At 71.6% G+C, this 25,126-nt stretch carries 27 protein-coding genes; 20 read left to right on the top strand and 7 right to left on the bottom strand.

Annotation, left to right across the window (positions count from 1 at the left end):
• Positions 1-9 precede the first annotated feature (9 nt).
• The 8 genes from DEI96_RS17390 to DEI96_RS17355 all read left to right on the top strand — a co-directional run bounded on the left by DEI96_RS17390 (position 10) and on the right by DEI96_RS17355 (position 6,966).
• Positions 10-660 (top strand): ScbR family autoregulator-binding transcription factor, encoded by a 651-nt coding sequence (locus tag DEI96_RS17390; protein ID WP_111023391.1) that lies wholly within the window; start codon positions 10-12, stop codon positions 658-660.
• A 117-nt stretch (positions 661-777) separates the two neighbouring features.
• Positions 778-1,653, top strand: a complete 876-nt coding sequence (locus tag DEI96_RS17385) for an aminoglycoside phosphotransferase family protein (RefSeq protein WP_111023389.1) — start codon at positions 778-780, stop codon at positions 1,651-1,653.
• Between the two features lie 58 nt (positions 1,654-1,711).
• Positions 1,712-2,323 (top strand): DUF6197 family protein, encoded by a 612-nt coding sequence (locus DEI96_RS17380; protein WP_111023387.1) that lies wholly within the window; start codon positions 1,712-1,714, stop codon positions 2,321-2,323.
• On the top strand, positions 2,320-3,063 hold the full coding sequence (locus DEI96_RS17375) for a DinB family protein (RefSeq protein WP_111023385.1): 744 nt from the start codon (positions 2,320-2,322) through the stop codon (positions 3,061-3,063). The genes DEI96_RS17380 and DEI96_RS17375 overlap by 4 nt, the downstream gene beginning before the upstream one ends.
• Before the next feature lie 208 nt (positions 3,064-3,271).
• Positions 3,272-3,919 (top strand): ABC transporter permease, encoded by a 648-nt coding sequence (locus tag DEI96_RS17370; RefSeq protein ID WP_071245638.1) that lies wholly within the window; start codon positions 3,272-3,274, stop codon positions 3,917-3,919.
• The gene (locus DEI96_RS17365) at positions 3,906-5,177 is read left to right on the top strand and encodes an ABC transporter ATP-binding protein (RefSeq protein ID WP_017887899.1); all 1,272 of its coding nucleotides are present in this window, start codon (positions 3,906-3,908) and stop codon (positions 5,175-5,177) included. The genes DEI96_RS17370 and DEI96_RS17365 overlap by 14 nt, the downstream gene beginning before the upstream one ends.
• Positions 5,174-5,938 (top strand): ABC transporter permease, encoded by a 765-nt coding sequence (locus DEI96_RS17360; protein WP_111023383.1) that lies wholly within the window; start codon positions 5,174-5,176, stop codon positions 5,936-5,938. Before DEI96_RS17365 ends, DEI96_RS17360 begins: the two co-directional genes overlap by 4 nt.
• Complete coding sequence (locus tag DEI96_RS17355) at positions 5,935-6,966, top strand: glycine betaine ABC transporter substrate-binding protein (RefSeq protein WP_111023381.1); 1,032 nt, start codon at positions 5,935-5,937, stop codon at positions 6,964-6,966. The genes DEI96_RS17360 and DEI96_RS17355 overlap by 4 nt, the downstream gene beginning before the upstream one ends.
• Positions 6,967-7,046: 80 nt before the next feature.
• On the opposite strand, the gene DEI96_RS17350 is transcribed toward DEI96_RS17355, so the two are convergent.
• Positions 7,047-7,676 carry a TetR/AcrR family transcriptional regulator gene (locus DEI96_RS17350; RefSeq protein WP_111023379.1) on the bottom strand — a complete coding sequence of 210 codons (630 nt, stop codon included), beginning with the start codon at positions 7,674-7,676 and terminating at the stop codon, positions 7,047-7,049.
• An 80-nt stretch (positions 7,677-7,756) separates the two neighbouring features.
• On the opposite strand from DEI96_RS17350, the gene DEI96_RS17345 reads away from it, so the two are divergent.
• Genes DEI96_RS17345 through DEI96_RS17320 form a run of 6 tightly spaced genes read left to right on the top strand, consistent with a single transcriptional unit; the run spans position 7,757 to position 12,971 of the window.
• On the top strand, positions 7,757-8,485 hold the full coding sequence (locus DEI96_RS17345; protein ID WP_111023481.1) for an ABC transporter ATP-binding protein: 729 nt from the start codon (positions 7,757-7,759) through the stop codon (positions 8,483-8,485).
• Entirely contained in the window at positions 8,482-9,759 is a 1,278-nt protein-coding gene (locus tag DEI96_RS17340) for an ABC transporter permease (protein ID WP_111023377.1), read from the top strand. Before DEI96_RS17345 ends, DEI96_RS17340 begins: the two co-directional genes overlap by 4 nt.
• 27 nt (positions 9,760-9,786) lie before the next feature.
• A complete protein-coding gene (locus tag DEI96_RS17335; protein WP_181440536.1) occupies positions 9,787-10,314 on the top strand; it encodes a GNAT family N-acetyltransferase in 528 nt (175 codons plus the stop codon).
• Positions 10,315-10,368: 54 nt separating this feature from the next.
• Positions 10,369-11,037 carry a hypothetical protein gene (locus DEI96_RS17330; RefSeq protein ID WP_111023373.1) on the top strand — a complete coding sequence of 223 codons (669 nt, stop codon included), beginning with the start codon at positions 10,369-10,371 and terminating at the stop codon, positions 11,035-11,037.
• Between the two features lie 39 nt (positions 11,038-11,076).
• Positions 11,077-12,522 carry a phytoene desaturase family protein gene (locus DEI96_RS17325; RefSeq protein ID WP_111023371.1) on the top strand — a complete coding sequence of 482 codons (1,446 nt, stop codon included), beginning with the start codon at positions 11,077-11,079 and terminating at the stop codon, positions 12,520-12,522.
• Positions 12,523-12,527: 5 nt separating this feature from the next.
• A complete protein-coding gene (locus tag DEI96_RS17320; protein WP_027466826.1) occupies positions 12,528-12,971 on the top strand; it encodes an SRPBCC family protein in 444 nt (147 codons plus the stop codon).
• A 75-nt stretch (positions 12,972-13,046) separates the two neighbouring features.
• Here DEI96_RS17320 and DEI96_RS17315 read toward each other — a convergent pair whose 3' ends face one another.
• Entirely contained in the window at positions 13,047-13,865 is an 819-nt protein-coding gene (locus DEI96_RS17315; protein WP_111023369.1) for a shikimate 5-dehydrogenase, read from the bottom strand.
• Positions 13,866-13,960: 95 nt separating this feature from the next.
• Here DEI96_RS17315 and DEI96_RS17310 point away from each other — a divergent pair, with 95 nt between their 5' ends.
• The 3 genes from DEI96_RS17310 (at position 13,961) to DEI96_RS17300 (ending at position 16,643) form a co-directional block, all read left to right on the top strand.
• Complete coding sequence (locus DEI96_RS17310) at positions 13,961-14,887, top strand: NADP-dependent oxidoreductase (protein WP_258372825.1); 927 nt, start codon at positions 13,961-13,963, stop codon at positions 14,885-14,887.
• Between the two features lie 98 nt (positions 14,888-14,985).
• Positions 14,986-15,180, top strand: a complete 195-nt coding sequence (locus DEI96_RS17305) for a PspC domain-containing protein (RefSeq protein WP_027466823.1) — start codon at positions 14,986-14,988, stop codon at positions 15,178-15,180.
• A gap of 56 nt (positions 15,181-15,236) precedes the next feature.
• Positions 15,237-16,643 (top strand): L-serine ammonia-lyase, encoded by a 1,407-nt coding sequence (locus DEI96_RS17300; RefSeq protein ID WP_111023367.1) that lies wholly within the window; start codon positions 15,237-15,239, stop codon positions 16,641-16,643.
• Between the two features lie 23 nt (positions 16,644-16,666).
• Here the strand turns inward: DEI96_RS17300 and DEI96_RS17295 are convergent, their stop codons facing one another.
• The 5 genes from DEI96_RS17295 to DEI96_RS17275 are packed head-to-tail and all read right to left on the bottom strand — an operon-like array spanning position 16,667 to position 21,459.
• The gene (locus tag DEI96_RS17295; protein ID WP_181440535.1) at positions 16,667-17,503 is read right to left on the bottom strand and encodes a class II fructose-bisphosphate aldolase; all 837 of its coding nucleotides are present in this window, start codon (positions 17,501-17,503) and stop codon (positions 16,667-16,669) included.
• Entirely contained in the window at positions 17,500-18,558 is a 1,059-nt protein-coding gene (locus tag DEI96_RS17290) for a 1-phosphofructokinase family hexose kinase (RefSeq protein WP_111023366.1), read from the bottom strand. Before DEI96_RS17290 ends, DEI96_RS17295 begins: the two co-directional genes overlap by 4 nt.
• Positions 18,555-19,673 (bottom strand): N-acetylglucosamine-6-phosphate deacetylase, encoded by a 1,119-nt coding sequence (nagA, locus tag DEI96_RS17285; RefSeq protein ID WP_111023365.1) that lies wholly within the window; start codon positions 19,671-19,673, stop codon positions 18,555-18,557. The genes DEI96_RS17290 and nagA overlap by 4 nt, the downstream gene beginning before the upstream one ends.
• On the bottom strand, positions 19,670-20,581 hold the full coding sequence (locus DEI96_RS17280) for an ROK family protein (RefSeq protein WP_111023364.1): 912 nt from the start codon (positions 20,579-20,581) through the stop codon (positions 19,670-19,672). The genes nagA and DEI96_RS17280 overlap by 4 nt, the downstream gene beginning before the upstream one ends.
• On the bottom strand, positions 20,581-21,459 hold the full coding sequence (locus tag DEI96_RS17275; RefSeq protein ID WP_111023363.1) for an SIS domain-containing protein: 879 nt from the start codon (positions 21,457-21,459) through the stop codon (positions 20,581-20,583). Before DEI96_RS17275 ends, DEI96_RS17280 begins: the two co-directional genes overlap by 1 nt.
• A gap of 133 nt (positions 21,460-21,592) precedes the next feature.
• Between DEI96_RS17275 and DEI96_RS17270 the strand changes: the two genes are divergently transcribed.
• From DEI96_RS17270 to DEI96_RS17260, 3 genes are all read left to right on the top strand, one after another.
• Positions 21,593-22,381 carry a DeoR/GlpR family DNA-binding transcription regulator gene (locus tag DEI96_RS17270; protein ID WP_027466817.1) on the top strand — a complete coding sequence of 263 codons (789 nt, stop codon included), beginning with the start codon at positions 21,593-21,595 and terminating at the stop codon, positions 22,379-22,381.
• A gap of 147 nt (positions 22,382-22,528) precedes the next feature.
• A complete protein-coding gene (locus DEI96_RS17265) occupies positions 22,529-23,770 on the top strand; it encodes a Gfo/Idh/MocA family protein (protein WP_111023362.1) in 1,242 nt (413 codons plus the stop codon).
• A gap of 23 nt (positions 23,771-23,793) precedes the next feature.
• Positions 23,794-25,119, top strand: a complete 1,326-nt coding sequence (locus DEI96_RS17260) for an ABC transporter substrate-binding protein (protein ID WP_111023361.1) — start codon at positions 23,794-23,796, stop codon at positions 25,117-25,119.
• The last annotated feature ends 7 nt before the right edge of the window (positions 25,120-25,126 follow it).

The raw sequence follows: 25,126 nt of genomic DNA, 5'->3' as shown, positions 1-25,126 counted from the left end.
TCGGACCCCATGGCGCAGGACCGACCGACCCGGCAGCAGCGGTCGCTCGCGACCCGGACGGCGATCATCGAGGGCGCGGCCGCGGAGTTCGACGAACGCGGGTACGTCGGTGCTTCGATGGACGGCATTGCCGAACGCATCGGGATGACCAAGGGTGCGCTGTACTTCCACTTCACGTCGAAGGCCGACATGGCCGGGGCCGTCGTCGCCGAGCAGCACGCGATCTCGCGCCGCTACGGCGAGGCCGCGGTGGCGCGGGGCACCACTCCGCTCGAGTCGATCATGTGGCTGTGCCAGGGGCTCGCGGTCCAGATGACGTCCGAGGTCGTCGTGAGCGCCGGGGTGCGCCTGTCGACCGACGTGGCCGCGAGCGACGTCGCCCGGCAGGACCCGTACACCGACTGGACCACGGTGGTCGCCGGGTTCGCGCGGCAGGCCGTCGAGGTGGGCGAGCTCGACCCGCGGTGGGACCCGGACCTGGTCGGCCGGGTCGTCGTCCGCGCCTACACCGGCGTGCAGACCGTCTCGGACGTGATGACCCGCCGGGCCGACCTGTTCGCGGGCCTGCGGGAACTCTGGACGGTCCTGCTGGACGCGTTCGTCACCGAACGGCTGCGTCCGGAGATCCCGCGGCTCGTCGCGCTCATCGCTCCGGAGTGACGCGGGTCCCCCCAGGGAAACACCCACGTCACCTCGCCTCTGAGACTACCGAGAAGGGTGTCGCGCCACCGGCCCCAGTTCGCGGGCATGTGTCCGGCGGCCCACTAGCCTGACGCGGTGCCCACACCCGCTGCCGAGGTCGACGTCGACGTCCCGCTCGTCCGGTCCCTGCTGCGCGACCAGCACCCCGACCTGGCGGGCCTCCCGCTCGAGGTCGTCGCGAACGGCTGGGACAACATCGTGCTGCGTCTGGGCGACGACCTGGCCGTCCGGGTCCCCCGTCGGGAGCTGGCCGCACGGCTCGTCGAGCACGAACAGCGCTGGTTGCCGGACATCGCCGCCCGGGTCGGATCGGTCGTCCCGGTGCCGGCCCCGGTGCGCACCGGACGCCCCGCCCTCGGGTACCCGTGGTCGTGGAGCATCGTGCCGTGGCTGCCCGGTACGGCGATCGGTGAACGTGCAGCCGGGGTCCCCGTCGCCGAGGCGCTCGCCGCGTTCGTCGGGCTCCTTCACGTCCCCGCCCCGACCGACGCCCCGGTGAACCCGTTCCGTGCGGTGCCGCTCGTGTCGCGGAGCGACGCCGTGCTGACGCGACTCGACGAGCACGGCGTGCACCGGGCCGGAGAGCTGGCCACGCTGTGGCGGACCGCAGCTGTCGTGCCCGCGTACGCCGGGCCTCCCGTCTGGGTGCACGGCGACCTGCACCCCTTCAACCTGCTCGTCGACTCGTCGGACGGAGTCGACCGCCTGTCGGCCGTGGTCGACTTCGGGGACGTCACCGCGGGCGACCCCGCCGTCGACCTCGCGACCGCCTGGCTGACGCTCGACGTACCGGGGCGTTCCGCGTTCCGGGCGCGCGTCGCGGCCCCGGACGCCACCTGGCTGCGCGCACGGGGGTGGGCGGTCGCGCTCGCATCCGCGCTGGCGACCGCCGACGAACGCGCCTTCCGGAGCGTCGCGCGACGGAGCATCGACGCGGTGCTGGACGACTGAGTCCCCGCGGGGCTATCGTGACCGCACCATCCGTGCACAGCCGATCGGAGGGGCCACCATGACCCTCGAGCTCCGCGTCCAGCACGACGTCGCCACCGACGCCTCCACCGCCCCCGTCCGACCCGAGCGACGCGGTCTCCGCGGCCTGCTCGACCGTCTGTCGGACCGCCGCGCCGCCGCCCGCGCGCGACGGGTCGACGACCGGGTCCGCGAACTCGGCGAACTCGTCCACCTGCTCTCCGACGCCCGCGCGGTCGTCGAACGCGGGTGGGTCCAGCACGCCTGGTTCGCCTACCTCGACGAGCACGGCCGCGAGCGCAAGGCCTCCAGCGCCGCCGCGATGGACGTGCAGGGCCGGCCGCTCGTCGGTGCCTGCCTGGTCGGCGCGGTCGTGTCCGCCGCCGGCGGGCCGCACGCGGTGCACGCGCCCCGGGTGCAGCACGCGCTCGACGTCGTGTGGCACGCCCTCGCCCGCGACGAGGGCGAGCCCGTGCTGTGGTGCCCCGCGCCGGACATCCGGATGGGGCGGGTGCGCGACCTGACGAGCTGGAACGACGCCCCGGCACGCACCGGCGCCGAGGTCGCCGGGCTGCTCCTGACGGCCGAACGGGTCGCCGTGCAGGAGTCGACGCGCCTGCAGGAGCTCCGGGTGGCACGATCGGGGGCATGAGCGACGTCGAAGCGGTCCCCGAGGTGCACCCCGCGAGCACCGGCACCCTGGCGGCGAGCGGCAACGCCCTGCTGTCGGACGAAGGGGCAGCGCGGTACCCCGACGGTGCGGCGGTCGCGGACGGCGCGGGCGCGCACGCGGACGCCGCTGCCGCCGACGCCGCGGTGAAGCGGACGCTGCACCGGTACCTGCAGAAGCACCGCGCCGCCCTGCTGGCCAAGCTCGACGGGCTGGCCGAGCGCCAGGCACGCTGGCCGGTGACGCCGACGGGCACGAACGTCCTCGGGCTGGTGAAGCACGTCGCCGGGGTGCAGGCCGGCTACTTCGGCGAGGTGTTCGGGCGGCCGTTGCCGGACCAGCCCGCCTGGCTCGAGTCGGAGGACGGCGAGGACATGTACGCCTCGCTCGACGAGACCATGGCCGACATCGTGGCCTTCCACCACCGGAGTGCCGAACACGCCGACGCCACGATCGAGGCGCTCGACCTCACCGCCACCGGGACCGTGCCGTGGTGGCCGGAGGGGCACCGGGAGGTCACGCTGCACCGGATCCTGGTGCACATGGCGTACGAGACCGCTCGGCACGCGGGTCACGCCGACATCGTGCGCGAGATGCTCGACGGCCTGGCCGGCGACGGTGACGGCAACCTGGCCGACAAGTCCCCGGACGAATGGGTCCGGTGGCGCGAGCAGCTCGTCGACATCGCTGAGCGAGCGGGGTTGCGCGGCCTCGGCGCATAGCCGAGCACGCAGACCGATCGTTACCGTTCTCCCAGGCTCGCCCTGGTGAACCCCTGCTGATCAGGGGTTGTCATCCTCGCAACTGCAAGGGAAACCGCCGTCTCGGTGGGGTTGCGTTGTACAACCGGTCCAGCTGCTGCGTAGCTTTGGCCGAGCTCGTGCCCCGATCTGTGGGCAGTTCAGCCGACCGGAAGGGGAGCGCCCACCCGTGTTCCAGTACGTCGTGGAGCGATGGAACCAGATCTGGTTCGCATCGTGGCAGCACTTCTCACTGGTCGTCCAGTGCGTCGTCCTCGCCACGGTCATCGCCGTGGTGCTCGCCACACTCGTCTACCGCAGCCCGCGCCTGACCGCGTTCGCGAACGGGGTGTCGGCCATCGGCCTCACCCTGCCGTCGTTCGCCGTCATCGGCCTGCTCATCGTCCCGCTCGGCTTCGGCGTCCTGCCGTCGGTCGTGACGGTCGTCTTCTTCGCCGCGCTGCCGATCCTGCGCAACGCGGTCGTCGGTCTCGCCGAGATCCCGCCTGCCGTCGTCGAGTCGGCGCGCGGCATCGGCATGAGCCGGTTCCGCACCCTGCTGCAGGTCGAGCTGCCGATGGCGTGGCCGATCATCCTGAGCGGTGTCCGCGTTGCCGCGCAGATGGTGATGGGCATCGCCGCCATCGCCGCGTACGCGCTCGGCCCCGGGCTCGGCGGCTTCATCTTCTCCGGGCTGTCCCGCCTCGGCGGCGCCAACGCCCTGTTCTCCGTCGTGGTCGGGGTGGTCGGCGTCGTCCTGCTCGCCCTGGTCCTCGACCTGCTCCTCATCGGCCTCGGCCGCCTGACCATCTCGAGAGGTATCCGTGTCCAGCACTGACTCCGCCACCACCACCGCGCCCGACGGGGACGTCACCGGGCGCAGCATCCTGCTCGACGAGGTCACCAAGCGGTACCCCGGGCAGTCGAAGCCCGCCGTCGACGGCATCACGCTCGAGATCCCGGCCGGCAAGATCGTCATGCTCGTCGGCCCGTCCGGCTGCGGCAAGACGACGACCCTCAAGATGATCAACCGTCTGATCGAGCCCACCCAGGGCCGGATCGTCGTCGGCGACGACGACGTCACGGGCATCGACGGCGACGAGCTCCGCCGCCGCATGGGCTACGTGATCCAGGCCGGCGGGCTCTTCCCGCACATGACGGTCGCGGCGAACATCGCGATCGTGCCGAAGATGCTCGGCTGGTCGAAGGAGAAGATCGCGGCGCGCGTCGACGAGCTGCTCGACCTGGTCTCGCTCGACCCCGACACCTACCGCGACCGGTTCCCCCGCGAACTCTCCGGTGGCCAGCAGCAGCGCGTCGGCGTGGCCCGTGCGCTCGCGGCTGACCCGCCCGTCCTGCTCATGGACGAGCCGTTCGGTGCGGTCGACCCGATCACCCGCCAGCGCCTGCAGGACGAGCTGCTGCGCATCCAGGAGGAACTGCACAAGACGATCGTCATCGTCACGCACGACTTCGACGAGGCCGTGAAGCTCGGCGACTGGATCGTCATCTTCACCGAGGGTGCGCACATCGTGCAGTACGACACTCCGGAGCGGATCCTGGCCGAGCCGGCGAACGAGTTCGTCGAGAACTTCATCGGCTCCGGCGCGGGCCTGAAGCAGCTCACGCTGAACCGCGTGCGCGACGTCGAGGTCGAGTCCGCCGTGACGTGCTCGCCCGGCGAAGAGGTCAAGGCCGTGCTGCAGCGGATGAACGAGGCCGGCGGGCACCAGCACGCCGTCGTCGTCGACCACCGCCAGCGCCCGATCGGGTGGCCGTCGCGCCGCCAGCTCGAGCGCCTCGACCGCATCCCCGACGGCGTCGAGCCCGGCCTGCCCGTCGTGGGCGAGGCCGCGACCCTCAACGACGCGCTCGACACCATGCTCGTCTCGAGCGCCGGCGCCGCGCTCGTCACCGGTCGTCGTGACGCGTTCCGCGGGGTCATCACCGTCGAGACCGTGATGGAGGCGATCACCCGCTCCCGCGCGACCGCCGCAGGCGACCAGGCCTACACGCCGGTCGGAACGAACACGAACCCGATCGAGACCATGCCGTCGTCACCGGTGTCGGCCATGCCCACCGGAGAAGACCTGTGAGCGCAGTCGCCGCTGCCGGCCCCGCCACCGGTGCGAGCACCTCGTGGAAGGGCCTGCTGTTCCAGCCGATCGCGATCCTGGTCGTCCTGGCCGGCTTCGCGGTGTGGCTCGCGACGGCGGACCTGACCCCGACGGAGCGCACGACGCTCAACCCGGCGGACATCCTGGCCCTGACCGGCCAGCACCTCGTGCTGACCCTGCAGTCGACGGTCCTGGTGCTCGTGATCGGCATCCCGCTGGGCGTCGTGCTCACCCGCGGGCCGCTGCGCCGGGCGAGCCCGTACGTGCTCGCCGTCGCGAACTTCGGGCAGGCGGCCCCGGCCGTCGGCCTCATCGTGCTGCTCGCCGCCTGGCTCGGCCTGAACAGCTCGTCCGCCGTCATCGCGCTCGTGCTCTACGCGATCCTGCCGGTGCTCCGGAACACCATGATCGGCGTGCAGAGCGTCGACGACCGCCTGGTCGAGGCCGGTCGCGGCATGGGCATGAGCGCCTTCAGCGTGCTGATGCGCGTCGAACTGCCGCTCGCGGTGCCCGTGATGCTCTCGGGCATCCGGACCGCCCTCGTGCTGCTCGTGGGCACGGCGAGCCTGGCGACCTTCGTCGGCGCGGGCGGACTCGGTCTGCTCATCACCACGGGCGTGACCCTGTTCCTGCCGAAGGTGCTCGTCGCCGGGGCCCTGCTCGTCGCCCTGCTCGCCCTCTCCATCGACTGGCTCGGCCGCGTGGTCGAGACGGTCGCACGACCGAAGGGACTCCGATGACCCGCCGCACCCGCCGCACCCGCCGCACCCGCACCCGCACCCGGGTCGGAGCCGCCGCGTTCGTCGCCGGTGCCACCGCCCTCGTCCTGACCGGGTGCGGCCTGCAGCCCGCCACGTCGTTCGTGCCCGAGGCCGGCGCCGGCTCCATCCAGCGCATCGACGACCTGCCGGCCGGCGCCCACATCACCGTGACGTCGAAGAACTTCACCGAGCAGCTCGTGCTCGGCAAGATCGCCGTGCTCGCCGCCAAGGCCGCAGGGTTCGACGTCACCGACGAGACGAACGTGCCCGGCAGCGTCGCGGTCCGTGAGCTGATGACCTCGCACGCGGCCGACTTCACGTACGAGTACACCGGCACCGCCTGGCTGACCTTCATGGGGCACACGAAGGGGATCCCGGACAAGACCGAGCAGTGGACGGCGGTGAAGAAGGAGGACGCCGGCAACGGGCTGACCTGGCTCGAGCCGGCGCCGATGAACAACACCTACGCGTTCGCCGTCCGCAACGAGGCCGTCAAGGAGCTCGGGGACGTCAAGACGCTCTCCGACATCACCAAGCTGCCGGTCGACCAGCGCACGTTCTGCGTGGAGTCGGAGTTCAACTCGCGTGCCGACGGCTTCAAGCCGATGCTCAAGAAGTACGGCTTGGAGCTCGGTGGTTCGGGGTCGAACGGTGTCCCGAGCAGCAACGTCAGCATCCTCGACACCGGCACGGTCTACACGGCCACCGACCGCGGCAAGTGCAACTTCGGTGAGGTCTTCACCACCGACGGCCGCATCAAGTCGCTCGGGCTGACGGTGCTCGAGGACGACAAGGGGTTCTTCCCGGCGTACAACGTCGCGCCCGTCATCGACTCGAAGACGCTCAAGGAGTACCCGCAGCTCGAGGGGATCTACGACCAGATCTCGCCGAAGCTGACGGACGCGGTGCTGCAGGAGCTGAACCGTCAGGTTGACGTCGAGGGGCGTGAGCCGGCGGACGTCGCCTTCGACTGGATGGTCGAGGAGGGCTTCATCACGAAGCCCTGACCGTTATCGACGTCCCCACGAACGGACGGGAGGCGCGGTGCCAGCTGGCACCACGCCTCCCGTCCGTTCGTGGTCGCGTCTCAGGCCGCGGCGATGCGCGCAGCCGTGTCGCGGATCGACGCGACCACCGCCGCCCGCACCTGTTCCGGGTCGGAACCCTCGTGCCGAGCGGCACTGCGGAGCCCCGTCATGCACATGCCGAGCAGCATCTCCGCCGCCTGCGGGGTCGCCGCCTCCGGCCCCCAGGCCGGGTCGCGTTCGAGGATCGTGCGCACCGCGCCGGTCATCGCCTCGGCGACCGTGGTCATCCGCGCGACCTGCCGACGCATCAGCTGCGGGAACCGCACGATGACGGCCTTGCGCTCGAGCCGCTCGTGCTCGTCGCCGAACGACGACCCGAACACCAGGAACGCCAGGTCCACGACGGCCTGCGCCGCCGGCTCCCCCGCGACGGCGGCCAGGTGCGCCTGGAGGGTGGCGGGTTCGAGGTCGAGCTCGGTGTGCCCGAGGACCGCGTCCTCCTTGCTCTCGAAGTAGTTGAAGAACGTCCGCGGGGAGACGTCGGCCCGTGCTGCGATCTGCTCGATCGTGGTGCCGTCGACGCCCTGCTCGAGGGCCAGGGACCGAGCCGCCTCGGCGATGCGGTTGCGGGTCTCGATGCGCTTGCGGTCACGGAGACCGAGTTCTGACGGCGTCGCGGAGTCGGGCATGGCCCGACTGTAACCGGAACGTCACATGATCTACAGCAAACGCAAACTTGCAGTCGTGCATCGGACACTACGGTGAACCCATGACCACTCCCGTGCTCGAGGCCCGTGACCTCGCCAGGACCTACGGCCGCGGCGCGACGCGGTTCGACGCGCTCAAGGGGGTGTCGCTGGCGGTGCACCAGGGCGAGAGCCTGGCGATCGTCGGCAAGTCCGGCTCCGGCAAGTCGACGCTGATGCACCTGCTCGCGCTCCTCGACAAGCCGTCGGCCGGACAGGTGCTGCTCGACGGCACCGACGCCGCAACGCTCGGAGCGCGGCAGGTCAACCGCACCCGGAACAGCACCTTCGGGTTCGTGTTCCAGCAGTTCTTCCTGACGCCGAAGACCTCCGTGCTCGACAACGTCGTGCTCCCGCTCAAGATCGCCGGCGTCTCCGGAGCCGAGCGCAAGCGCCGGGGCATGGCGGCGCTCGACGCTCTCGGGTTGGCAGACAAGGCGAAGAACGACGCCAACGACCTGTCCGGCGGCCAGAAGCAGCGCGTGGTCATCGCCCGGGCGCTGGTCGGTGAGCCGAGCGTGATCTTCGCCGACGAGCCGACCGGCAACCTCGACACGAACACCGGGCAGGTTGTCGAGGACATGCTGTTCGGGCTGCAGCGCGAGCGGGGGATCACGCTCGTCGTGGTCACGCACGACGAAGAGCTCGCCGCGCGCTGCGACCGCAGCGTGAACGTCCGCGACGGCCTGATCGTCGGCGGACCCGACGACGCGGTCGGCGCGTCTGCCACGCACGGAAGGCACTCCGCATGAACTTCCTCGACCTCCTGCGCACCGCGGTCTCGAACACCTTCCGCTCGAAGCTGCGCACGACCCTGACCGTCATCGCGATCTTCATCGGCGCCTTCACGATCACGCTCACCTCGGCCATCGGCACGGGCGTCAGCAACTACATCGACAGCCAGGTCTCCTCGATCGGCGACGACGGCACCCTGGTCGTCACGAAGGCCGTGGACTCCACCTCGACCGACAGTGGCCCGGCGAAGTACGACCCCGAGGCCTCCGGTCAGAGCGTCGACCGTGGCCCCGCGTCGTTCTCGTACCTGTCGCAGTCCGACGTCGACGCGATCGAGAAGACGGACGGCATCAAGAACCTCCGTCCGGCGGTCGCGCTCGCACCGAAGTACGCCGAGTACGGCGACCAGGGCAAGTACGTCGTGTCGCTCACCGCCAACGCCGGCGAGCTCGACGCCGACCTGGCGAGCGGCAAGCAGCTCGACGACGAGACCGACGCCAACCAGGTGATGCTGCCGACCGACTACCTGAAGAACATGGGTCTCGGCAGCGCCTCGGCCGCCGTCGGCAAGGAGCTCACGATCGCCGTCGACGACTACCAGGGCAAGGAGCACACGCTCACCGCCACCGTCGTCGGGGTGCAGAACGAATCGCTGTTCGGCAGCGGTGCCGGGGCGAACGCCGCACTGACCGACGCCATGCAGGCCGCGCAGGAGATCGGCAAGCCCGACTCGATCGCGACGTCCTACGCCAGCGCAACCGCGACGCTCGACACCGGCGCATCCGTGACCACGGTCAAGAAGTCCCTGGCCGACGACGGGTTCCTCGGCCAGACCATCCAGGACCAGCTCGGCCAGTTCCAGACCGTCATCAGCGGCATCGTGGGGGTCCTGAACGCCTTCGCCGTGATCGCGCTCGTCGCCGCCGGCTTCGGCATCATCAACACGCTGCTCATGAGCGTGCAGGAGCGCACCCGCGAGATCGGCCTGATGAAGGCGATGGGCATGGGCGGCGGCAAGGTCTACACGTTGTTCTCGCTCGAGGCGGTGTTCATCGGGTTCCTCGGCAGTGCCATCGGCGCCGGGGTCGCGATCCTGCTCGGCACCGGGATCTCGAACGTCCTGGCCGGCACGCTCCTCAAGGACCTGCCGGGGCTGCAGATCATGCAGTTCGCGCCGGGCTCCGTCGCCACGATCATCCTCGTCGTGATGTTCATCGCGTTCCTGGCCGGCACCCTGCCGGCACGACGAGCCGCTCGGCAGAACCCGATCGAGGCGCTCCGGTACGAGTGACAGGCAGGGGTGCCTAGTGTCTGGACGGTGACGACGTTCGGACGCGACCTCGGTGACGGCTCCACGCTGACGCTGCGCGACCTGACGACGGTCGACCAGGTGCTCGCACTCGTGCACGCCAACACCGATCGTCTGCGGGCCGCCGAGCCCTGGGCATGGGATCCGCAGACCCGCGAGACCATCGCCCTGCACACCGAGCGCCTGCTCGGCCAGTTCGCGATGGACCGCGCGCTGCCCTGCGTCATCCGCCAGGACGACCGGATCGTCGGGGTGGCCTCGCTGACGTTCGACCCGTACCTGGGCCAGGCATCGCTCGGCTACTGGGTGGACGCCGGACAGGAGGGCCGTGGTGTCGTCCGGCGGGCCGCCACGGTGCTGATCGGGGTCGCCCGGGCGCGCGGCTCCGCCCGGATGGAGATCCGGACGGCGGTCGACAACGCGCGGAGCCGGGGGCTCGCCGAGCGGCTCGGCTTCACGCACGAGGGCACCCTGCGTGGCGCGCTGCCCCTCGGGCTCGAGCGGGTCGACGTCGCGGTGTATGGCCTGCTGCTCTGACGAACGACTCCCTCGTGCAGGCCGACCGACACCGGTCGCCGGTATCGTCGGAGCATGGCCTTGTTCGGACGACGCAACCACGACGTGCGCGATCGACCCATCAGCCAGGTCGAACTGAAGCGGGCGGTCGACGAGGGCTTCCTCATCGCGAAGGCCGCCGTCACCATCGCGGTGGCCAACCGCATCATCACGAACGCCCTGCGTGACCAGGGGTACTTCGACCACGCGCTCATCGCCGAGGCCACGCGCGAGGAACTCCACCGCATGGCCGAGGAAGAGCGGGGCGACGCCGCACGCATGCGGGAGATCCGCTCCACCTCGAGCAAGCAGAAGGGCCGTTCCCGCCACCAGCACGACTACCGGCGGGGCGACGACCTGAAGCTCCGGATGCGCGAGGCCACGTACGAGCAGCTCGCCGCCATGCTCGACAAGCGGCGCGACGACCAGCACTTCGTCGACGGCATCGTGCTCGCCGCGCGGGCCCGCGCCTGGGACGACATCGGCACCACCGTCGTCGGACGGCTCGGGTGGGCACAGCGTCCGGCCGACGACTACGAGATCGGCCGTGACGACCGGCTGCAGCAGATGCTCGACGAGGACTTCGCCGAGTTGCTCGCCGAGCACCCCGTCGGATCGACCCCGGTCGACGCCGACGAGCCCGACGACGCCGATGGTGACCAGGACGAGTCGGACCCGGCCGACCCCGACACCTCGCGCACCTGACCGACATCACACGCAGTCACGAGTCCCTAGGCTCGGTGCATGGTTGATGCGGTGGTCGTCGGAGCGGGACCGAACGGGCTCGCGGCAGCGGTGACGCTCGCACGCGCCGGACTGTCGGTCGAGGTCGTCGAACGGAACGACACGATCGGCGGGGGCGCCCGCACGGCCGAGCTCACCCTGCCCGGCTTCCTGCACGACGTCTGCTCCGCCGTGCACCCGATGGCCCTGCAGTCCGAGTTCTTCCGGCTGTTCCGGATGGAGGAGCGCATCGAGCTCCGCCTGCCCGAGGTGCAGTACGGCCACCCGCTCGACGGCGGTCGCGCGGGCATCGCCTACCAGGACCTCGACCGCACCGCCGCCGAGCTCGGGGTGGACGGGCCGGCCTTCCAGCAGCTGATGGCCCCACTGGCGGAGAACGCGGACCAGGTCGCCGACTTCGCGACCGACGCGCTGCTGCACGTGCCGCGGCACCCCCTGACGGTCCTGCGCTTCGGTCTGCGGGCGCTCGAGCAGGGCACCGCGGCATGGAACCTGCGTTTCCGCGGCGAGGCCGCCCCGGCGATGGTGTCCGGCGTCGCCGCGCACTCGATCCAGCACCTGCCGTCCCTGTCCACCGCGGCGGCTGCCCTGTCGCTCGGCTCGTACGCGCACGCCCGCGGCTGGCCGGTGCCGATCGGTGGCAGCCAGGCGATCGTGGACGCGCTCGCCGCGGACCTCGTCGCGCACGGCGGCCGCATCGTCACCGGGCAGGAGGTCCGGTCGCTCGGTGACCTCACCCCGGCGAAGGCGGTGCTGTTCGACACCAGCGTGCCGGGCATGCTCCGGATCGCGGGCAAGCAGATCCCGACCCCGAAGCACGGTGCACTGCGGCGCTTCCGGTTCGGCAACGCGGCGGCGAAGGTCGACTTCGCGCTGTCCGACCCGGTGCTGTGGACGAACGAGTCGCTGCGGAAGGCCGGGACCGTGCACATCGGCGGGACCCGCCAGGAGATCGCGGAGGCCGAACGGGCGGTGGCGCACGGGCAGCACGCCGAGCGCCCGTACGTGCTCGGCGCGGAGCCGACCGTGGTGGACCCGACCCGCGCCCCGAAGGGCAAGCACGTCTTCTGGGCCTACGCACACGTCCCGGCGGGGTCGGACGTCGACCCGACCGAGGCCGTCACCCGCCAGATCGAGCGGTTCGCGCCGGGGTTCCGTGACACGATCCTGTCGTCGAGCTCCCGTACCGCCGTGCAGATGGGCGAGTACAACCCGAACTACGTCGGTGGCGACATCGCCGCCGGTGCCGCGAGCTTCTGGCAGCTCGTCAAGCGCCCCGTCCTGTCCAGCGACCCGTGGCGGATGGGCGGCGGCATGTACCTGTGCTCCGAGTCCTCCGCGCCCGGCCCCGGCGTGCACGGCATGGCCGGGTGGCACGCGGCGAAGAGCGCACTCCGGCACACCTTCGGCCTGCCGGAGGACGTCGACCTCACCCCGGAAGGCTGATCACCATGGCGAAGAACGTCCGCATCCTGCACTGCCGTCCCGAAGCCGTCTTCGACGTGCTCGGCGACGGGTGGCTCTACACGACCTGGGTGGTCGGGGCCTCGCGCATGCGCAAGGAGGAGTCCGGTTGGCCGCAGGTCGGTACCCACCTGCACCACTCGTTCGGCGCGTGGCCGATAGTCATCAACGACGTCACGACGTCGCTGGTGTGGGAGCCGCCGCACCGCATGGTCATCCAGCCGAAGGGCTGGCCCATCGGCGAGGCCCGCGTCGAGCTGACCGTCGAACCGCACCGGCACGGAAGCAAGGTCACGATCACCGAGAACGCGGTGGCCGGACCAGGCTCGTACGTACCCGACTTCCTCATGCAGCCGCTCATCTGGATCCGCAACCGCGAGACCCTCCGCCGCCTCGAGTGGGTGGCCGTCGGGCGCGCGGCGAACGCCTGAGACGTCCCCACGAACGGACGGGAGGCCCGTGGCGGCGCCGCCACGGTCCTCCCGTCCGCCCTGTGGGTGCGTCGACTACTCGGCGCGCGAGAACTCGCTGGCCCGCGCCACCTGGTCGTCGGTCAGTGCGACGCCCGTGTACCGCTCGAACTGACGGGCCGCCTGCAGGGCGATGACCTCGGCACCGGTGATGACGTGCTTGCCGGCATCGCGTCCCGCCCGCACGAGCGGGGTCTCCGACGGGAACGCGACCACGTCGAAGACGGTGTGCGCCGCCTCGATCCGTTCCGGCGCGAAGGCAAGTGCGTCCTGCTGGTCGCCGCGCATGCCGAGCGGGGTGACGTTGACGACCAGGTCGGTCTCCCCTGCCTCGTGCTCGTCGGCCACCCAGTCGTAGCCGTACTGCGATGCCAGGGCCGGGCCGGTCTGCTCGTTGCGGGCGACGACCGTCAACCGGTCGAAGCCGGCGCCGCGGAACGCCGCCGTGACGGCCTTGGCCATGCCGCCCGAGCCGCGGAGCAGCACCCGCGAAGCCGGGTCGACCTGGTGCGACCCGAGCAGGGCGGCGATCGCCTCGTAGTCGGTGTTCGACGCGGTGAGCACGCCGTCGTCGTTAACGACCGTGTTGACCGACTGGATCGCGGCGGCGGAGTCCTCGATGTGGTCGACCAGCGGGATGATCGCCTCCTTGAAGGGCATCGACACCGAGCAGCCGCGGATCCCGAGCGCGCGGATGCCGGCGACGGCGCCGGGCAGATCGGTCGTGGTGAACGCCTTGTACAGGAAGTTGAGGCCGAGCTCGTCGTACAGGTAGTTGTGGAAGCGGGTGCCGATGTTGCTCGGTCGCGCGGCCAGCGACATGCAGACCTGCATGTCCTTGTTCAGGATGGGCATGCCCCCAGTCTCGCACCCTCTCGCTTTCGCGTCCTCGCAGGGATGGAGCGGTCCACGCAGACCGGGTACCGCGCTCCGGGGTAGCGTCGGTCCCGATGACTGAGATCCCGGAGACCATGCGCGCTGTCCGCTTCGACGAGTGGGGTGACCGATCGGTCCTGCACGTCGCCGAGGTGCCCGTTCCCGAGGTGACGCCCGGGCGGGTGCTCGTCCGCGTCCGCGCCGCAGGCATCAACCCCGGTGAGTCGGCCATCCGCCAGGGGGCGTTCGGCGGCGACCTGCCGTCCGGGCAGGGCACCGACTTCGCCGGCATCGTGGTGGCCGTCGGCGCCGAGGTGGACGGCGTCGACGAGGGCGAAGAGGTCATCGGCTGGTCGTGGGACCGCGCGAGCCAGGCCGAGTACGTCTCCGTGCCGGCCGTCCAGGTCGTCCAGAAGCCACGCCTGCTCGACTGGACCGTGGCGGGTGGCCTCGACGTCATCGCGACCACCGCGGCCGCAGCCGTGCGTGCGGTCGACCCGCGTCCGGGCGAGACCGTCGTCGTGTCCGGCGCCGCCGGCGGGGTCGGCGGCTTCGTCACCCAGCTGCTCGCGAACGAGGGCATCGACGTCATCGCCGTCGCCTCCGAGGCGAACCACGAGTGGCTCCGTTCCAAGCGTGCACGGCCGGTCGCGTACGGCGACGGGCTGCAGGAGCGCATCACCGAACTCGCGACGAACGGCATCGACGCCGTCATCGACACCCACGGCGCGGAGTACGTCCGGCTCGGCATCGCCCTCGGGGTGCCGGTCGACCGCATCGAGACGATCATCGCCTTCGACGAGGCCGCCGAGGTCGGGGCGAAGGCCTCGGGCAGCGCGGACACCGCCGACCCGGAGATCCTCGGGGCGCTCGCACTGGAGGTCGCGAACGGCGCGATCGAGGTGCCGCTCGCCGCGACCTACCCGCTCGACCGTGTGCAGGACGCCTTCGAGGAGCTCGAGCGGGGCCACACCCGCGGCAAGATCGTCCTCATCCCCTGATCCCGGGGCCGCTCAGGGCCGGTCCGGGGGTTTCCCCCACCACGCTCGGGGTGCGTCCCGGATGCGCTCGACCGGCGGGGTTGCGTAGCGTCGTCGGTATGAGCACACTCTCCCGTCCCCGCAACGGTCGTCTGCTGGCCGGCGTCTGCGCCGGTCTCGCCGATCGCTTCAACCTGTCCCGCACCCTGGTCCGGGTGGTCTGGGTCATCCTGAGCTTCTTCCCCGGGCCGCTGTGGATCGCGTACGTCGTGCTGTGGTTCGTGATGCCGCCCGAGGGCGGTCGGCGCCGCTGAAGGGTCCGGGGTCGCGCGCTGAGCACCGGTCCGTCCGGACGGGTTAGTGTGGCGACGTGCCGGTCTCCGTCTTCGATCTGTTCAGCGTCGGTGTCGGCCCCTCGAGCTCGCACACCGTCGGCCCGATGCGGGCCGGTTCCGAGTTCGCCACCCTCGTCGGTGGCCTGCCCGTCGCATCCGTGGTGGTCGACCTGTACGGGTCCCTCGCGTCGACCGGGCAGGGCCACGGCACGCTCGGTGCCGTCGTCGCCGGGCTCATGGGGTCACACCCGGAGACCGTCGACCCCGATGCCATGGTCCTCGCGCTCGACACCCTGGAGCGCGACGGTGTCCTGCGGCTCGACGGCGGTGCGAGCGTGCCGTTCCGCCTCGCCGACATCGTCCTGCACCCCCTGACGATGCTGCCGCGGCACCCGAACGCCATGCGGCTGCGCGCCCGTGACGCCGCCGGGGCCGACCTGGCCGACGAGACCTACTACTCGATCGGTGGCGGGTTCATCGCACGGGACGAGGCGGCCGAGCCCGCGGCGGACGCGTCGGCTGCCGTCGCCGGTGCCGCGATCCCGGTCGACGACGCCGTGCCGTACCCGTTCTCGAGCGGCGCCGAGCTGCTCGCCGCGTGTGCCCGTTCCGGCCTGCCGATCAGCGGCGTCGCCCTGGCGAACGAGGCCGTCACCCGGACGGACGCCGAGATCCGCTCGGGGCTGCTCGGGATCCACGGCGTGATGGAGTCGTGCGTCGACCGATCGGTTCGCCGGGGCGGATGCCTGCCCGGGGGACTCGACGTCCGCCGTCGCGCCGCCACCTGGCACGAGCAGCTCACCCGCGAGGACCCCGACCACGACCCGCTCTTCGCGATGGAGTGGGTGAACCTCGTGGCCATGGCGGTCAACGAGGAGAACGCCACCGGCGGCCGTGTCGTCACCGCCCCGACGAACGGCGCAGCCGGCATCATCCCCGCGGTCCTGTACTACGCGCTCACCTACGTGCCCACGGTCGCCGAGGCCCCCGCCGCCGAACGCGACGACGCCGTCGTGCGGTTCCTGCTCACCGCCGGCGCGATCGGGTCGATCTACAAGGAACGGGCGTCGATCTCCGGCGCCGAGGTCGGCTGCCAGGGCGAGGTCGGATCCGCGGCGTCGATGGCCGCTGCGGGGCTCGCCGAGGTCCTCGGGGGCACGCCGGAGCAGGTCGAGAACGCCGCCGAGATCGCGATGGAGCACAACCTCGGGCTGACCTGCGACCCGATCGGCGGCCTGGTGCAGATCCCGTGCATCGAGCGGAACGCGATCGCGGCGAACAAGGCGATCAACGCCGCCCGGATGGCCCTGCGCGGCGACGGGGTGCACCACGTGTCGCTCGACCAGGTCGTCGAGACGATGCGGCAGACCGGGGCGGACATGTCGTCGAAGTACAAGGAGACCGCGATGGGCGGGCTCGCGGTGAACGTCCCGCTCTGCTGAGCGCCAGCGCGCCCGCGCCCGCGTCAGGCGTGCAGGAGCGTCAGCAGCCGTGCCGTCTCGGTGGCGATGGCGTCCCGGCCCGCCGACACGTACTTGCGCGGGTCGACGACGTCCGGCCGCTCGTCGAGCACGGTGCGGAGCGCACGGGTGAACAGCCCGTTCAGGTGCGTCGAGATGTTGATCTTCGTCATCCCCGCGTGCACGGCGCCACGGAGTTCGTCATCGGACAGGCCGGAGGACCCGTGCAGCACGAGCGGCACCGGCACCGCGGCACGGAGGCGCTCGACCAGGTCACGGTCCACCGAAGCCTCGCGGGTCTGCATCGCGTGCGAGGTCCCCACCGCGACCGCCAGGGCATCGACCCCGGTGTCGGCCACGAACGCGGCGGCGTCGGTCGGATCGGTCCGGACGCCGGGCGCGTGCACGCCGTCCTTGCCGCCGACCTCGCCGAGCTCGGCCTCGATCGCGACGCCCGCGGCGTGACACCGAGCGGCGAGCTCGCGGGTCGCGGCCACGTTGGCGGCGAAGTCCAGGTGTGAACCGTCGTACATGACCGAGTCGACGCCCAGGTCGACGCCGGCCGCGACCAGCTCGGGGTCCTCGATGTGGTCGAGGTGCACGAGGACCTCGACGTCGGCGGCCCGTGCGACCGCCTGGGTCGCGGTCGTGATCGGTGCGAGGCCGCCGTGGTACCGGACGCAGTTCTCGCTGATCTGCAGGATCACCGGCAGACCGGCCAGCTCGGCGCCGGAGACGATCGCCTCGGCGTGCTCGAGCAGCACCACGTTGAACGCACCGACCCCGCGGTGTGCCGTGCGGGCGGTGTCGAGCAGGCCGGTGAGGGCGAGGTCGGTGATCATGCGGGGGTCCTCGTTCGGTCGTGGGCGGGAGCGGGCGGGGCGGACAGGAAGCGGTGGACGTCTGCCGGGTCGACCGCGCCGGCCACCGGCTGGAGGACGGCGGCGGCCCCGTGTGCGGCGGCGGACCGCAGGGCTCGGAGCAGGGTGGCGTCACCGGGGGCGCTGACGCTGCCCTCGAGCGTGGGGAGTCCGGCAGCGACGAGCGAACCGACGAGTCCGGCGGTGGCTGCGTCGCCGGCGCCGGTCGGGTTGCCCGAGACCCCGGGGACCGCCGGCACCTCGAGTACGTGCTCGGCGGTGTGGGCAGCGATGCCGGCGGATCCGCGGGACACCACGACGACCGTCGCGCCGAGTCCGAGGAGCCGGAGTGCCCCCGAGCGCTCGTCGTCGGCGCCCGTGGCCTCGAGCAGTTCCTCGTGGTTGGGCTTGCAGATCGTCGCACCGGCCGAGGCGGCAGCCAGCAGCGCCGTGCCCGAGCAGTCGACCACCGAGAGCACACCGCGGCGGCGAGCGGCGGTGACCCAGCGGGCGACGACCGCGGGATCGGTGTCGCGGGGCAGGGAGCCCGACACGACCAGGGCAGCTGCGGGCGGGGCATCAGCGGTACCGCGCGTATCGCCGACATCGCCGACATCGCCGACATCGCCGCCATCGCCGCCATCGCCGCCATCGCCGTCGAGCAGTGTCTCGACCGCGGTGGTGACCGCGTCCCACTCGTCGGGGTTGAGCACGGGGCCGGGCTCGCCGAACATCGTCGGGTGCGCGAGGTCGTCCACCACCGTCACGGTCGTGCGGGTCTCACCACGGACAGCGACGTCGGTGTGGGCGAGCCCGAGGTCATCGAGGGCGTGGGCGATCCAGCGCCCGCCGTCGCCGCCGAGGGGCAGCACGGCGTGGGTCGGGACACCGGTGGCGGCGAGGACCCGTCCGACGTTCAGGCCCTTGCCGCCGGGACGCCGCTGGACCTCGAGCACGCGCTGGGTCTCGCCGATGCGCTGTTCGGCGACCCGGTAGGTCACGTCGACGGCCGGGTTCGGGGTGACGACGAGGATCACGCGACCACCGCCGTCGGCAGGGCTCGGACGCTGCCGCGCTCCGGGTCGAGCACGACCAGGTCGGCGGGGGCGCCCACGCTGAGCGGTGCCGGAGCCCCGAGCAGGTGTGCCGCACGCCCCGCGGACGCCGCGACGACCTCGGGCAGGTCGGTCCCGGCGCCGAGCAGGCGGCGGACGGCGTCGGCGACCGTGATCGTGCTGCCCGCCAGCGACGAACCGTCGGCGAGCACGGCGAGCCCCTCGCGGACGCTCACCGCCGATCCGGCCACCGTGTACGCCCCGTCGGGGCAACCTGTCGCAGCCATGGCATCGGAGACCAGGACCATCCGGCCCGGAGCGCTGCGCTGGACGATGTCGACGGCGACCGGGTCCAAGTGGTGGCCGTCGACGATGCACTCGAGCAGCACACGGTCGTCGGAGAGCGCAACCCCGACCGGCCCGGGCGCACGGTGGTGCAGCGGGGGCATCCCGTTGAACAGATGGGTGACGAGCGAGGCCCCGGCGTCGACCGCGCGGCGGGTCTGCTCGGCGGTGGCGTCGGTGTGGCCGATGGCGACGACGACCCCGGCTTCGACGAAGCGGGCGACGGCGTCGAGTGCACCCGGGAGCTCCGGCGCGAGCGTGACGATCCGCAGGGCGCCACCCGCGGCGTCGCAGTAGGCGTCGACCTCAGTGGGGTGCGGGGCGTGCAGCAGGTCCACGCGGTGCGCCCCGCGACGGGCGGGCGCGAGCCACGGCCCCTCCAGGTGCAGCCCGGCAAGCGTGCCGTCCGCGACGAGCGGCCGGAGCCGGGTGAGGGCCGCCACGGTGTCCGCGCGCTCGCCCGTGGCGATGGACCCGATCAGGGTGGTCGTGCCCCGTGACCGGTGGTGCCCAGCGGCGGCGCGGGCGTCCTCGGCGGAGCACCCGGCGAAGTCGTGCCCGAGCGCCCCGTGGGCGTGCAGGTCGACGAACCCGGGCACGACCGCGCCGTCGACGGTGACGGCGGTGTCCGTGCGCATCGGGGCCCCGGTGCCGGTCGCCAGCACGGTGTCGTCGTCACCGATGACGAGCCAGCCGTCGTGCAGGTCCGCCTGGGCCGTGACGATGCGATGAGCTCGGACGAGGGTCGTCACAGCAGGACTCCGGTCTCGGTCTCGAGCAGCGCGCGTGCGAGGATCCCCGCTCCGAGGGCGCCGGCTGCGTCGCCGTGCCGGGCGGGCACGATGACGGGGACGCGGACGCCCTGCAGACGCTCCGTGACGGCGTCGCGCAGCGGGTCGAGCAGCAGCGGGCCCGACTCGGCGAGTCCCCCGCCGACGATGACCGTGTGGTTCCCGGCGACCGCGGTGGTCCAGGCGAGCGCATCGGCCAGGACCGCGACGCAGTCGTCCCAGACCGCACGGGCTGCCGGGTCGCCCTGGCGGACCAGGAGCATGGCGGCGTGCGCGGAGGGTGCCCCGGAACGACGTGCGACTCCCCCGGCGGACGCGATCTCCTCGACGCGGTGGCCCGCGTGCGGACCGGTCTGGATGCGGACCTGCCCGATCTCCCCCGCCCAGCCACCGCCGGACACGACGGCGCCGTCGACCACCAGGGCGCTCGCGAGCCCGGTGCCGACCGGCACGAACGAGACCGACCCCCGCGAGAGCGCCGGGTCACCGGCCCGGACCTCGGCCAGGGCCCCGGCGCGGACGTCGTGGCCGAAGGCGATCGGGACGTCGATCCCCTGCTGCAGGAGTTCGGCGCGGACGAGGTCACGCACCGGGACGTCGCGCCACCCGAGGTTGACGGACAGGTCCACGGTGCCGCGGGTCTCGTCGACGACGCCGGGGGTCACCAGCCCGACGGCTCCGAGCGGCGCCCGTCGGGTGGCCTGTGCGGCCAGTTCGGCGACGACGGCGGCGAGGCGCTCAGCGTCCGGGTCGTCGCGCGGCGTCGGTACCCGGGTCTCGTCGAGGACGAGTCCGTCGGCCGTCGTCAGCCGGGTCTTGATGCCCGTGCCGCCGACGTCGACCCCGAGCACCGCGCCTGCGCCACCCATCAGGTGAGGATGACCGACCGGGTGAGCGACCGGGGGTTGTCCGGGTCGAGCCCGCGTCCCTCGGCCAGGGCGACGGCGAACCGGTGCACCACGACGATTCCGGCGATCGGGTCGAGGTCGTGCTGGACGAAGCGGGCGCCGGTGGCGGCGACCTCGGCGGCCAGGCCGTCGGGTGCGGTGCCGAGCGACCAGACGAGCCGTCCGGGCTGGGCGATCGCGATGGGGCCGTGCCGGTAGTCCATCGCCGGGTAGGACTCGGCCCAGAACTGCGCGGCCTCACGCGTCTTGAGTGCGGCTTCGAACGTCAGGCCGACGGCTGCCCCACGACCGACGAACGAGACCTGCTCGGCGTCGAGCAGGTCGTCGATGGGCACCGTCAGCGCGGTCTCGGCCTGAGCGGCGAGGGCGTCGACATCGTCACCGATGGACGCCCGCAGCAGTGCAAGGGTCGTGGTGGCGAAGCGGGTCTGGACGACCGAACGCTCGTCGGCGAAGGGCAGGGCGACCACCTGGTCGGCGACGGCCGCGGCGGGGCTGTCGGCGACGGCCGTGATCAGGACGGTCCGCTGGGACGGCAGGGCCTGCAGCAGGTCGACGATCTCGGTCGTGGTGCCCGAGCGGCTGATCATGAGCACGCGGTCGTAGTCGCGGGACGCGGGGTACTCGGACCCGGCGAAGGCATCGGTCACGCCGAGGCCCGCCTGCTCACGGGCGACGGCGTAGCTCATGGCGATGAACCAGCTCGTGCCGCAGCCGATCACGGCCACGCGTTCGCCCGGCTGGGGGAGCGCCTCGGCGAAGGTCGGCAGGAGCGCGGCGGCTGCACGCCAGGTCTCCGGCTGCGAGGCCAGTTCAGCGCTCACGAAGGTGTCGGTCATGGGAGCCTTCCGGGTCCGGATCGATCCGGGTGATCGATGATCAGGAAGCGTAGCGAGCGATCGTGCGCAAGGGAAGGGGAAAACGTCATTTCCGATCACCGCGCGACGGTGGTGACGCCGTAGGATGACCGTCATGACCCCCCAACAGCGGCTGAACGCCCTGCTCGAACTGGTGAGCGAACGCGGCAACGTGTCGATCGCCGAGATCGGGGAGCTGCTCGGGATCTCCGCCGCGACGGCTCGCCGTGACCTCGCGACCCTCGCCGACCAGCGGCTCGTCACGCGCACGCACGGGGGCGCCGCAGCACTCGGGGCCGGGTACGAGCTCCCGCTGCAGTACAAGATCGCCCGGCAGGCCGAGGCGAAGACGGCGATCGCCCGCGCGGCCGCCCGGTTGGTGCAGCCGGGGGAGACCGTCGGGCTCAACGGCGGGACCACCACGACCGAGGTCGCGCGTGAACTCGGCAAGAGCGAGCGGTTCATCCGCGCGGACGGCGAGTTCGGCATCACGATCGTCACGAACGCCCTGAACGTCGGGTACGAGCTGTCCGTCCGCGCCAACGTGAAGATCGTGGTCACCGGTGGTGTGGCGCGGCGGCAGTCCTACGAGCTCGTCGGGCCGCTCGTCCGGGACACCCTCGACGAGTTCGCCCTCGACCTCGTGGTGCTCGGCGTCGACGGCCTCACCGGCCAGTACGGCGCGACGACCATGCACGAGGGCGAGGCCGAGGTCAGCCGCCACTTCGCCTCGGTCGGACGACGCGTCGTCGTGGTCGCCGACTCGACCAAGATCGAACGGTCGACCTTCGCCCGGATCTGCCCGCTCGACCGCATCGACGTCCTGGTCACCGACCAGCCGGTGCCTGCCTCGTTCGCCGCTGACCTGGCCAGCGCCGGCGTGGAGCTCGTCGTCGCCGACTGAGCACCCCCTGCGGCCACCCCGGAACGGTCCGGACGTTTCGATCGTGTAAAACCCTCCCCGGCACGGATGCGTGAGCGATCCGTGAGCGCCTATTGTGCATTCATGATCGATTCGGCATCATGGGCGTCACATTCACGCAAGGGAGCGATGAGCATGGGCGCTGACAACGCAGGACTCCGCGTCGCGGTGATCGGGATGGGCCAGCGGTCCGCCATCGCCCGCCACGTGGCCGAGGCAACCGCCGACGACCCGTCGCTGCAGGCCCGGGTCGTGGCCGTCGCGGACGTCACCGCGGCCGGCCGGGACCGCGGGCACGACGAGTACCCGGACGCCCTGGTGGTCGAACACCACCGTGACCTCACCGGTCACGTCGACGCGGCCATCGTCACCACGCCGGACTGGACCCACGCCGAGATCGCGATCGACCTGCTCCGCGCGGGCATCGCCGTCTACCTCGAGAAGCCGCTGGCCATCACGGTCGAGGACGCCGACGCCGTCCTGAACACCGCGGCAGAGACCGGGACGCCGCTGTACGTCGGGCACAACTTCCGGCACGCCGCCGTCGTCCGCCTGATGCGCGAGATCGTCGACCGCGGCGAGATCGGTCAGGTCAAGGCGGTCTGGTGCCGGCACTTCGTCGGCAACGGCGGTGACTACTACTTCAAGGACTGGCACGCCGACCGCAGCAAGGTGAACTCCCTGCTCCTGCAGAAGGCGAGCCACGACCTCGACGTCATCCACGCGCTCGGCGGGGGTGACACCGCCCGGGTCGTCGGCATGGGGTCGCTGTCGGTCTACGGTGACGTCACCGACCGGCGCGACCGCAGCGGCGAGCTCATGGGGGACTGGTTCTCCCACGACAACTGGCCGCCGCTCGCCCAGACCGGGCTGAACCCCGTCGTCGACGTCGAGGACGTCTCGATGGTGATGATGACGCTCGACAACGGGGTGCAGGCCAGCTACGAGCAGTGCCACTTCACCCCGGACTACTGGCGGAACTACACCGTCATCGGCACCGAGGGACGCCTCGAGAACATCGGCGACACCGGTGGTGGCGTCGTGAAGGTCTGGACGCACCGCCGGGGCTGGGACACCGCGGGGGACCGCGAGTACCCGATCGACGGCGTCGAGGACGGGCACGCCGACGCCGACCTGCTCACCATGACCGAGTTCCTGCGGTCCGTCGCCTTCGGCGAACCGTCGGAACTCTCCCCGATCGCGGCCCGTGCCGCGGTCGCCGCCGGCGCGCTGGCCACGCGCTCGCTCCGCAACGGGTCCGTCCCCATCGACGTCCCGCCCCTGCCGGCCGAGACCATCGCGCACTTCACGTCGAACGCCCCGCACTCCACCCCCTCCACCCCGCATCCCGCCCAGACCGTCGGCTCCTGACGGCCGTGCGAAAGGACACCCCGATGACCGCACACATCCCCACCCGAGGAACCGGCGTGCGCCGCGTCCTCCTCGGCGCCGTCGCCGCACTCGGCGCGGCTGCGCTCCTGGCCGGCTGCTCCTCGTCGTCCGGAGCGTCCGGCTCCGGCGGCGACTACGAGGCCGCGCCGAAGGACACCAAGGCGTCCCTGACCTACGCCGTCTGGGACGAGAACCAGGTCAAGGCCATCAAGGCCAACCTGAAGGGCTTCAACGAGGAGTACCCGGACATCAAGGTGAGCGTCGACGTCACGCCGTTCGCCAACTACTGGACGAAGCTGCAGACCCAGGGTTCGAGCAACACCCTGCCCGACCTGTTCTGGATGAACGGCCCGAACTTCCAGCTGTACGCGGCCAACGGCAAGCTCGCGCCGATCACCGGCGAGGTCGATTCGGGTGACATCGACGCGTCGAAGTACTCGAGCGCTCTCAACGACCTGTACACGTACGACGACACCCAGTACGGCGTGCCGAAGGACTTCGACACCATCGGCGTCTGGGTGAACAAGTCGCTGTTCGAGCAGGCCGGCATGGACCTGCCGTCCAAGGACTGGACCTGGGACGACTTCCAGCAGACCGGCGCCGAGCTGTCCGAGAAGCTCGAGTCGAAGGGCGCCTACGGGGCGGCCGGCGGCATGGACGGCCAGACGACGTACTACAACACGATCCTGCAGGCCGGGGGATCGGTCGTGAACGCGGACGGCACCGAGTCCGAGTACGCCACGAAGGCCTCCGAGGACGGCCTGCAGTTCTGGACCGATCTGATCGACTCGGGGGCATCGCCCTCGATCAAGCAGCTCACCGACACCACGGCCGACCAGTGGTTCACCTCGGGCAAGCTCGCGATGTACCAGGGCGGCAGCTGGTTCCGCTCCGCGCTCACCGGCACCGAGCTCGAGAAGGACGTCGTCGCCTACCCGCTGCCGAAGGGCAAGGAGCAGGCGACCGTCATCCACGGGGTCTCGAACGTCGTGTCCGAGGCGAGCAAGGACAAGGCAGCCGCCCAGGCGCTGCAGGTCTACCTCGCGGGCAAGACGGCCCAGCAGCAGCAGGGCGACATGGGCGCGGTCATCCCGGCGTACGAGGGCACGCAGAGCGCCTTCACGAAGACGATGCCCGACGCCGACCTGCAGGTGTTCCTCGACGCGGTGGACTACGCGAAGCCGCTGCCGGTGTCGAAGAACACCGCCGCCTGGAACACCCTCGAGACCACCCTGCTGCCGAGCGCCTTCGACGGGTCGAAGCCCGTCGACCAGGTGGCAGAGGACCTCGCACAGGAGATGGACGCCGCCCTCGCCAAGGAAAAGTAGGACCCGC

The sequence above is a fragment of the Curtobacterium sp. MCLR17_031 genome, from assembly GCF_003234775.2.
GTDB classification, from domain to species: Bacteria; Actinomycetota; Actinomycetes; order Actinomycetales; family Microbacteriaceae; genus Curtobacterium; species Curtobacterium flaccumfaciens.
Note: the sequence above shows the minus strand (reverse complement) of the source record. Positions and strands in the feature narration are given on the sequence as shown.

Coding starts and splice junctions, on each gene's coding strand:
- DEI96_RS17390 (WP_111023391.1), top strand. CDS start 10: ATGGCGCAGGACCGACCGACCCGGCAGCAGCGGTCGCTCGCGACCCGG.
- DEI96_RS17380 (WP_111023387.1), top strand. CDS start 1,712: ATGACCCTCGAGCTCCGCGTCCAGCACGACGTCGCCACCGACGCCTCC.
- DEI96_RS17375 (WP_111023385.1), top strand. CDS start 2,320: ATGAGCGACGTCGAAGCGGTCCCCGAGGTGCACCCCGCGAGCACCGGC.
- DEI96_RS17355 (WP_111023381.1), top strand. CDS start 5,935: ATGACCCGCCGCACCCGCCGCACCCGCCGCACCCGCACCCGCACCCGG.
- DEI96_RS17350 (WP_111023379.1), bottom strand. CDS start 7,676: ATGCCCGACTCCGCGACGCCGTCAGAACTCGGTCTCCGTGACCGCAAG.
- DEI96_RS17345 (WP_111023481.1), top strand. CDS start 7,757: ATGACCACTCCCGTGCTCGAGGCCCGTGACCTCGCCAGGACCTACGGC.
- DEI96_RS17340 (WP_111023377.1), top strand. CDS start 8,482: ATGAACTTCCTCGACCTCCTGCGCACCGCGGTCTCGAACACCTTCCGC.
- DEI96_RS17330 (WP_111023373.1), top strand. CDS start 10,369: ATGGCCTTGTTCGGACGACGCAACCACGACGTGCGCGATCGACCCATC.
- DEI96_RS17325 (WP_111023371.1), top strand. CDS start 11,077: ATGGTTGATGCGGTGGTCGTCGGAGCGGGACCGAACGGGCTCGCGGCA.
- DEI96_RS17320 (WP_027466826.1), top strand. CDS start 12,528: ATGGCGAAGAACGTCCGCATCCTGCACTGCCGTCCCGAAGCCGTCTTC.
- DEI96_RS17315 (WP_111023369.1), bottom strand. CDS start 13,865: ATGCCCATCCTGAACAAGGACATGCAGGTCTGCATGTCGCTGGCCGCG.
- DEI96_RS17310 (WP_258372825.1), top strand. CDS start 13,961: ATGACTGAGATCCCGGAGACCATGCGCGCTGTCCGCTTCGACGAGTGG.
- DEI96_RS17305 (WP_027466823.1), top strand. CDS start 14,986: ATGAGCACACTCTCCCGTCCCCGCAACGGTCGTCTGCTGGCCGGCGTC.
- DEI96_RS17295 (WP_181440535.1), bottom strand. CDS start 17,503: ATGATCACCGACCTCGCCCTCACCGGCCTGCTCGACACCGCCCGCACG.
- DEI96_RS17280 (WP_111023364.1), bottom strand. CDS start 20,581: ATGGGTGGCGCAGGCGCGGTGCTCGGGGTCGACGTCGGCGGCACGGGC.
- DEI96_RS17275 (WP_111023363.1), bottom strand. CDS start 21,459: ATGACCGACACCTTCGTGAGCGCTGAACTGGCCTCGCAGCCGGAGACC.
- DEI96_RS17270 (WP_027466817.1), top strand. CDS start 21,593: ATGACCCCCCAACAGCGGCTGAACGCCCTGCTCGAACTGGTGAGCGAA.
- DEI96_RS17265 (WP_111023362.1), top strand. CDS start 22,529: ATGAGCATGGGCGCTGACAACGCAGGACTCCGCGTCGCGGTGATCGGG.
- DEI96_RS17260 (WP_111023361.1), top strand. CDS start 23,794: ATGACCGCACACATCCCCACCCGAGGAACCGGCGTGCGCCGCGTCCTC.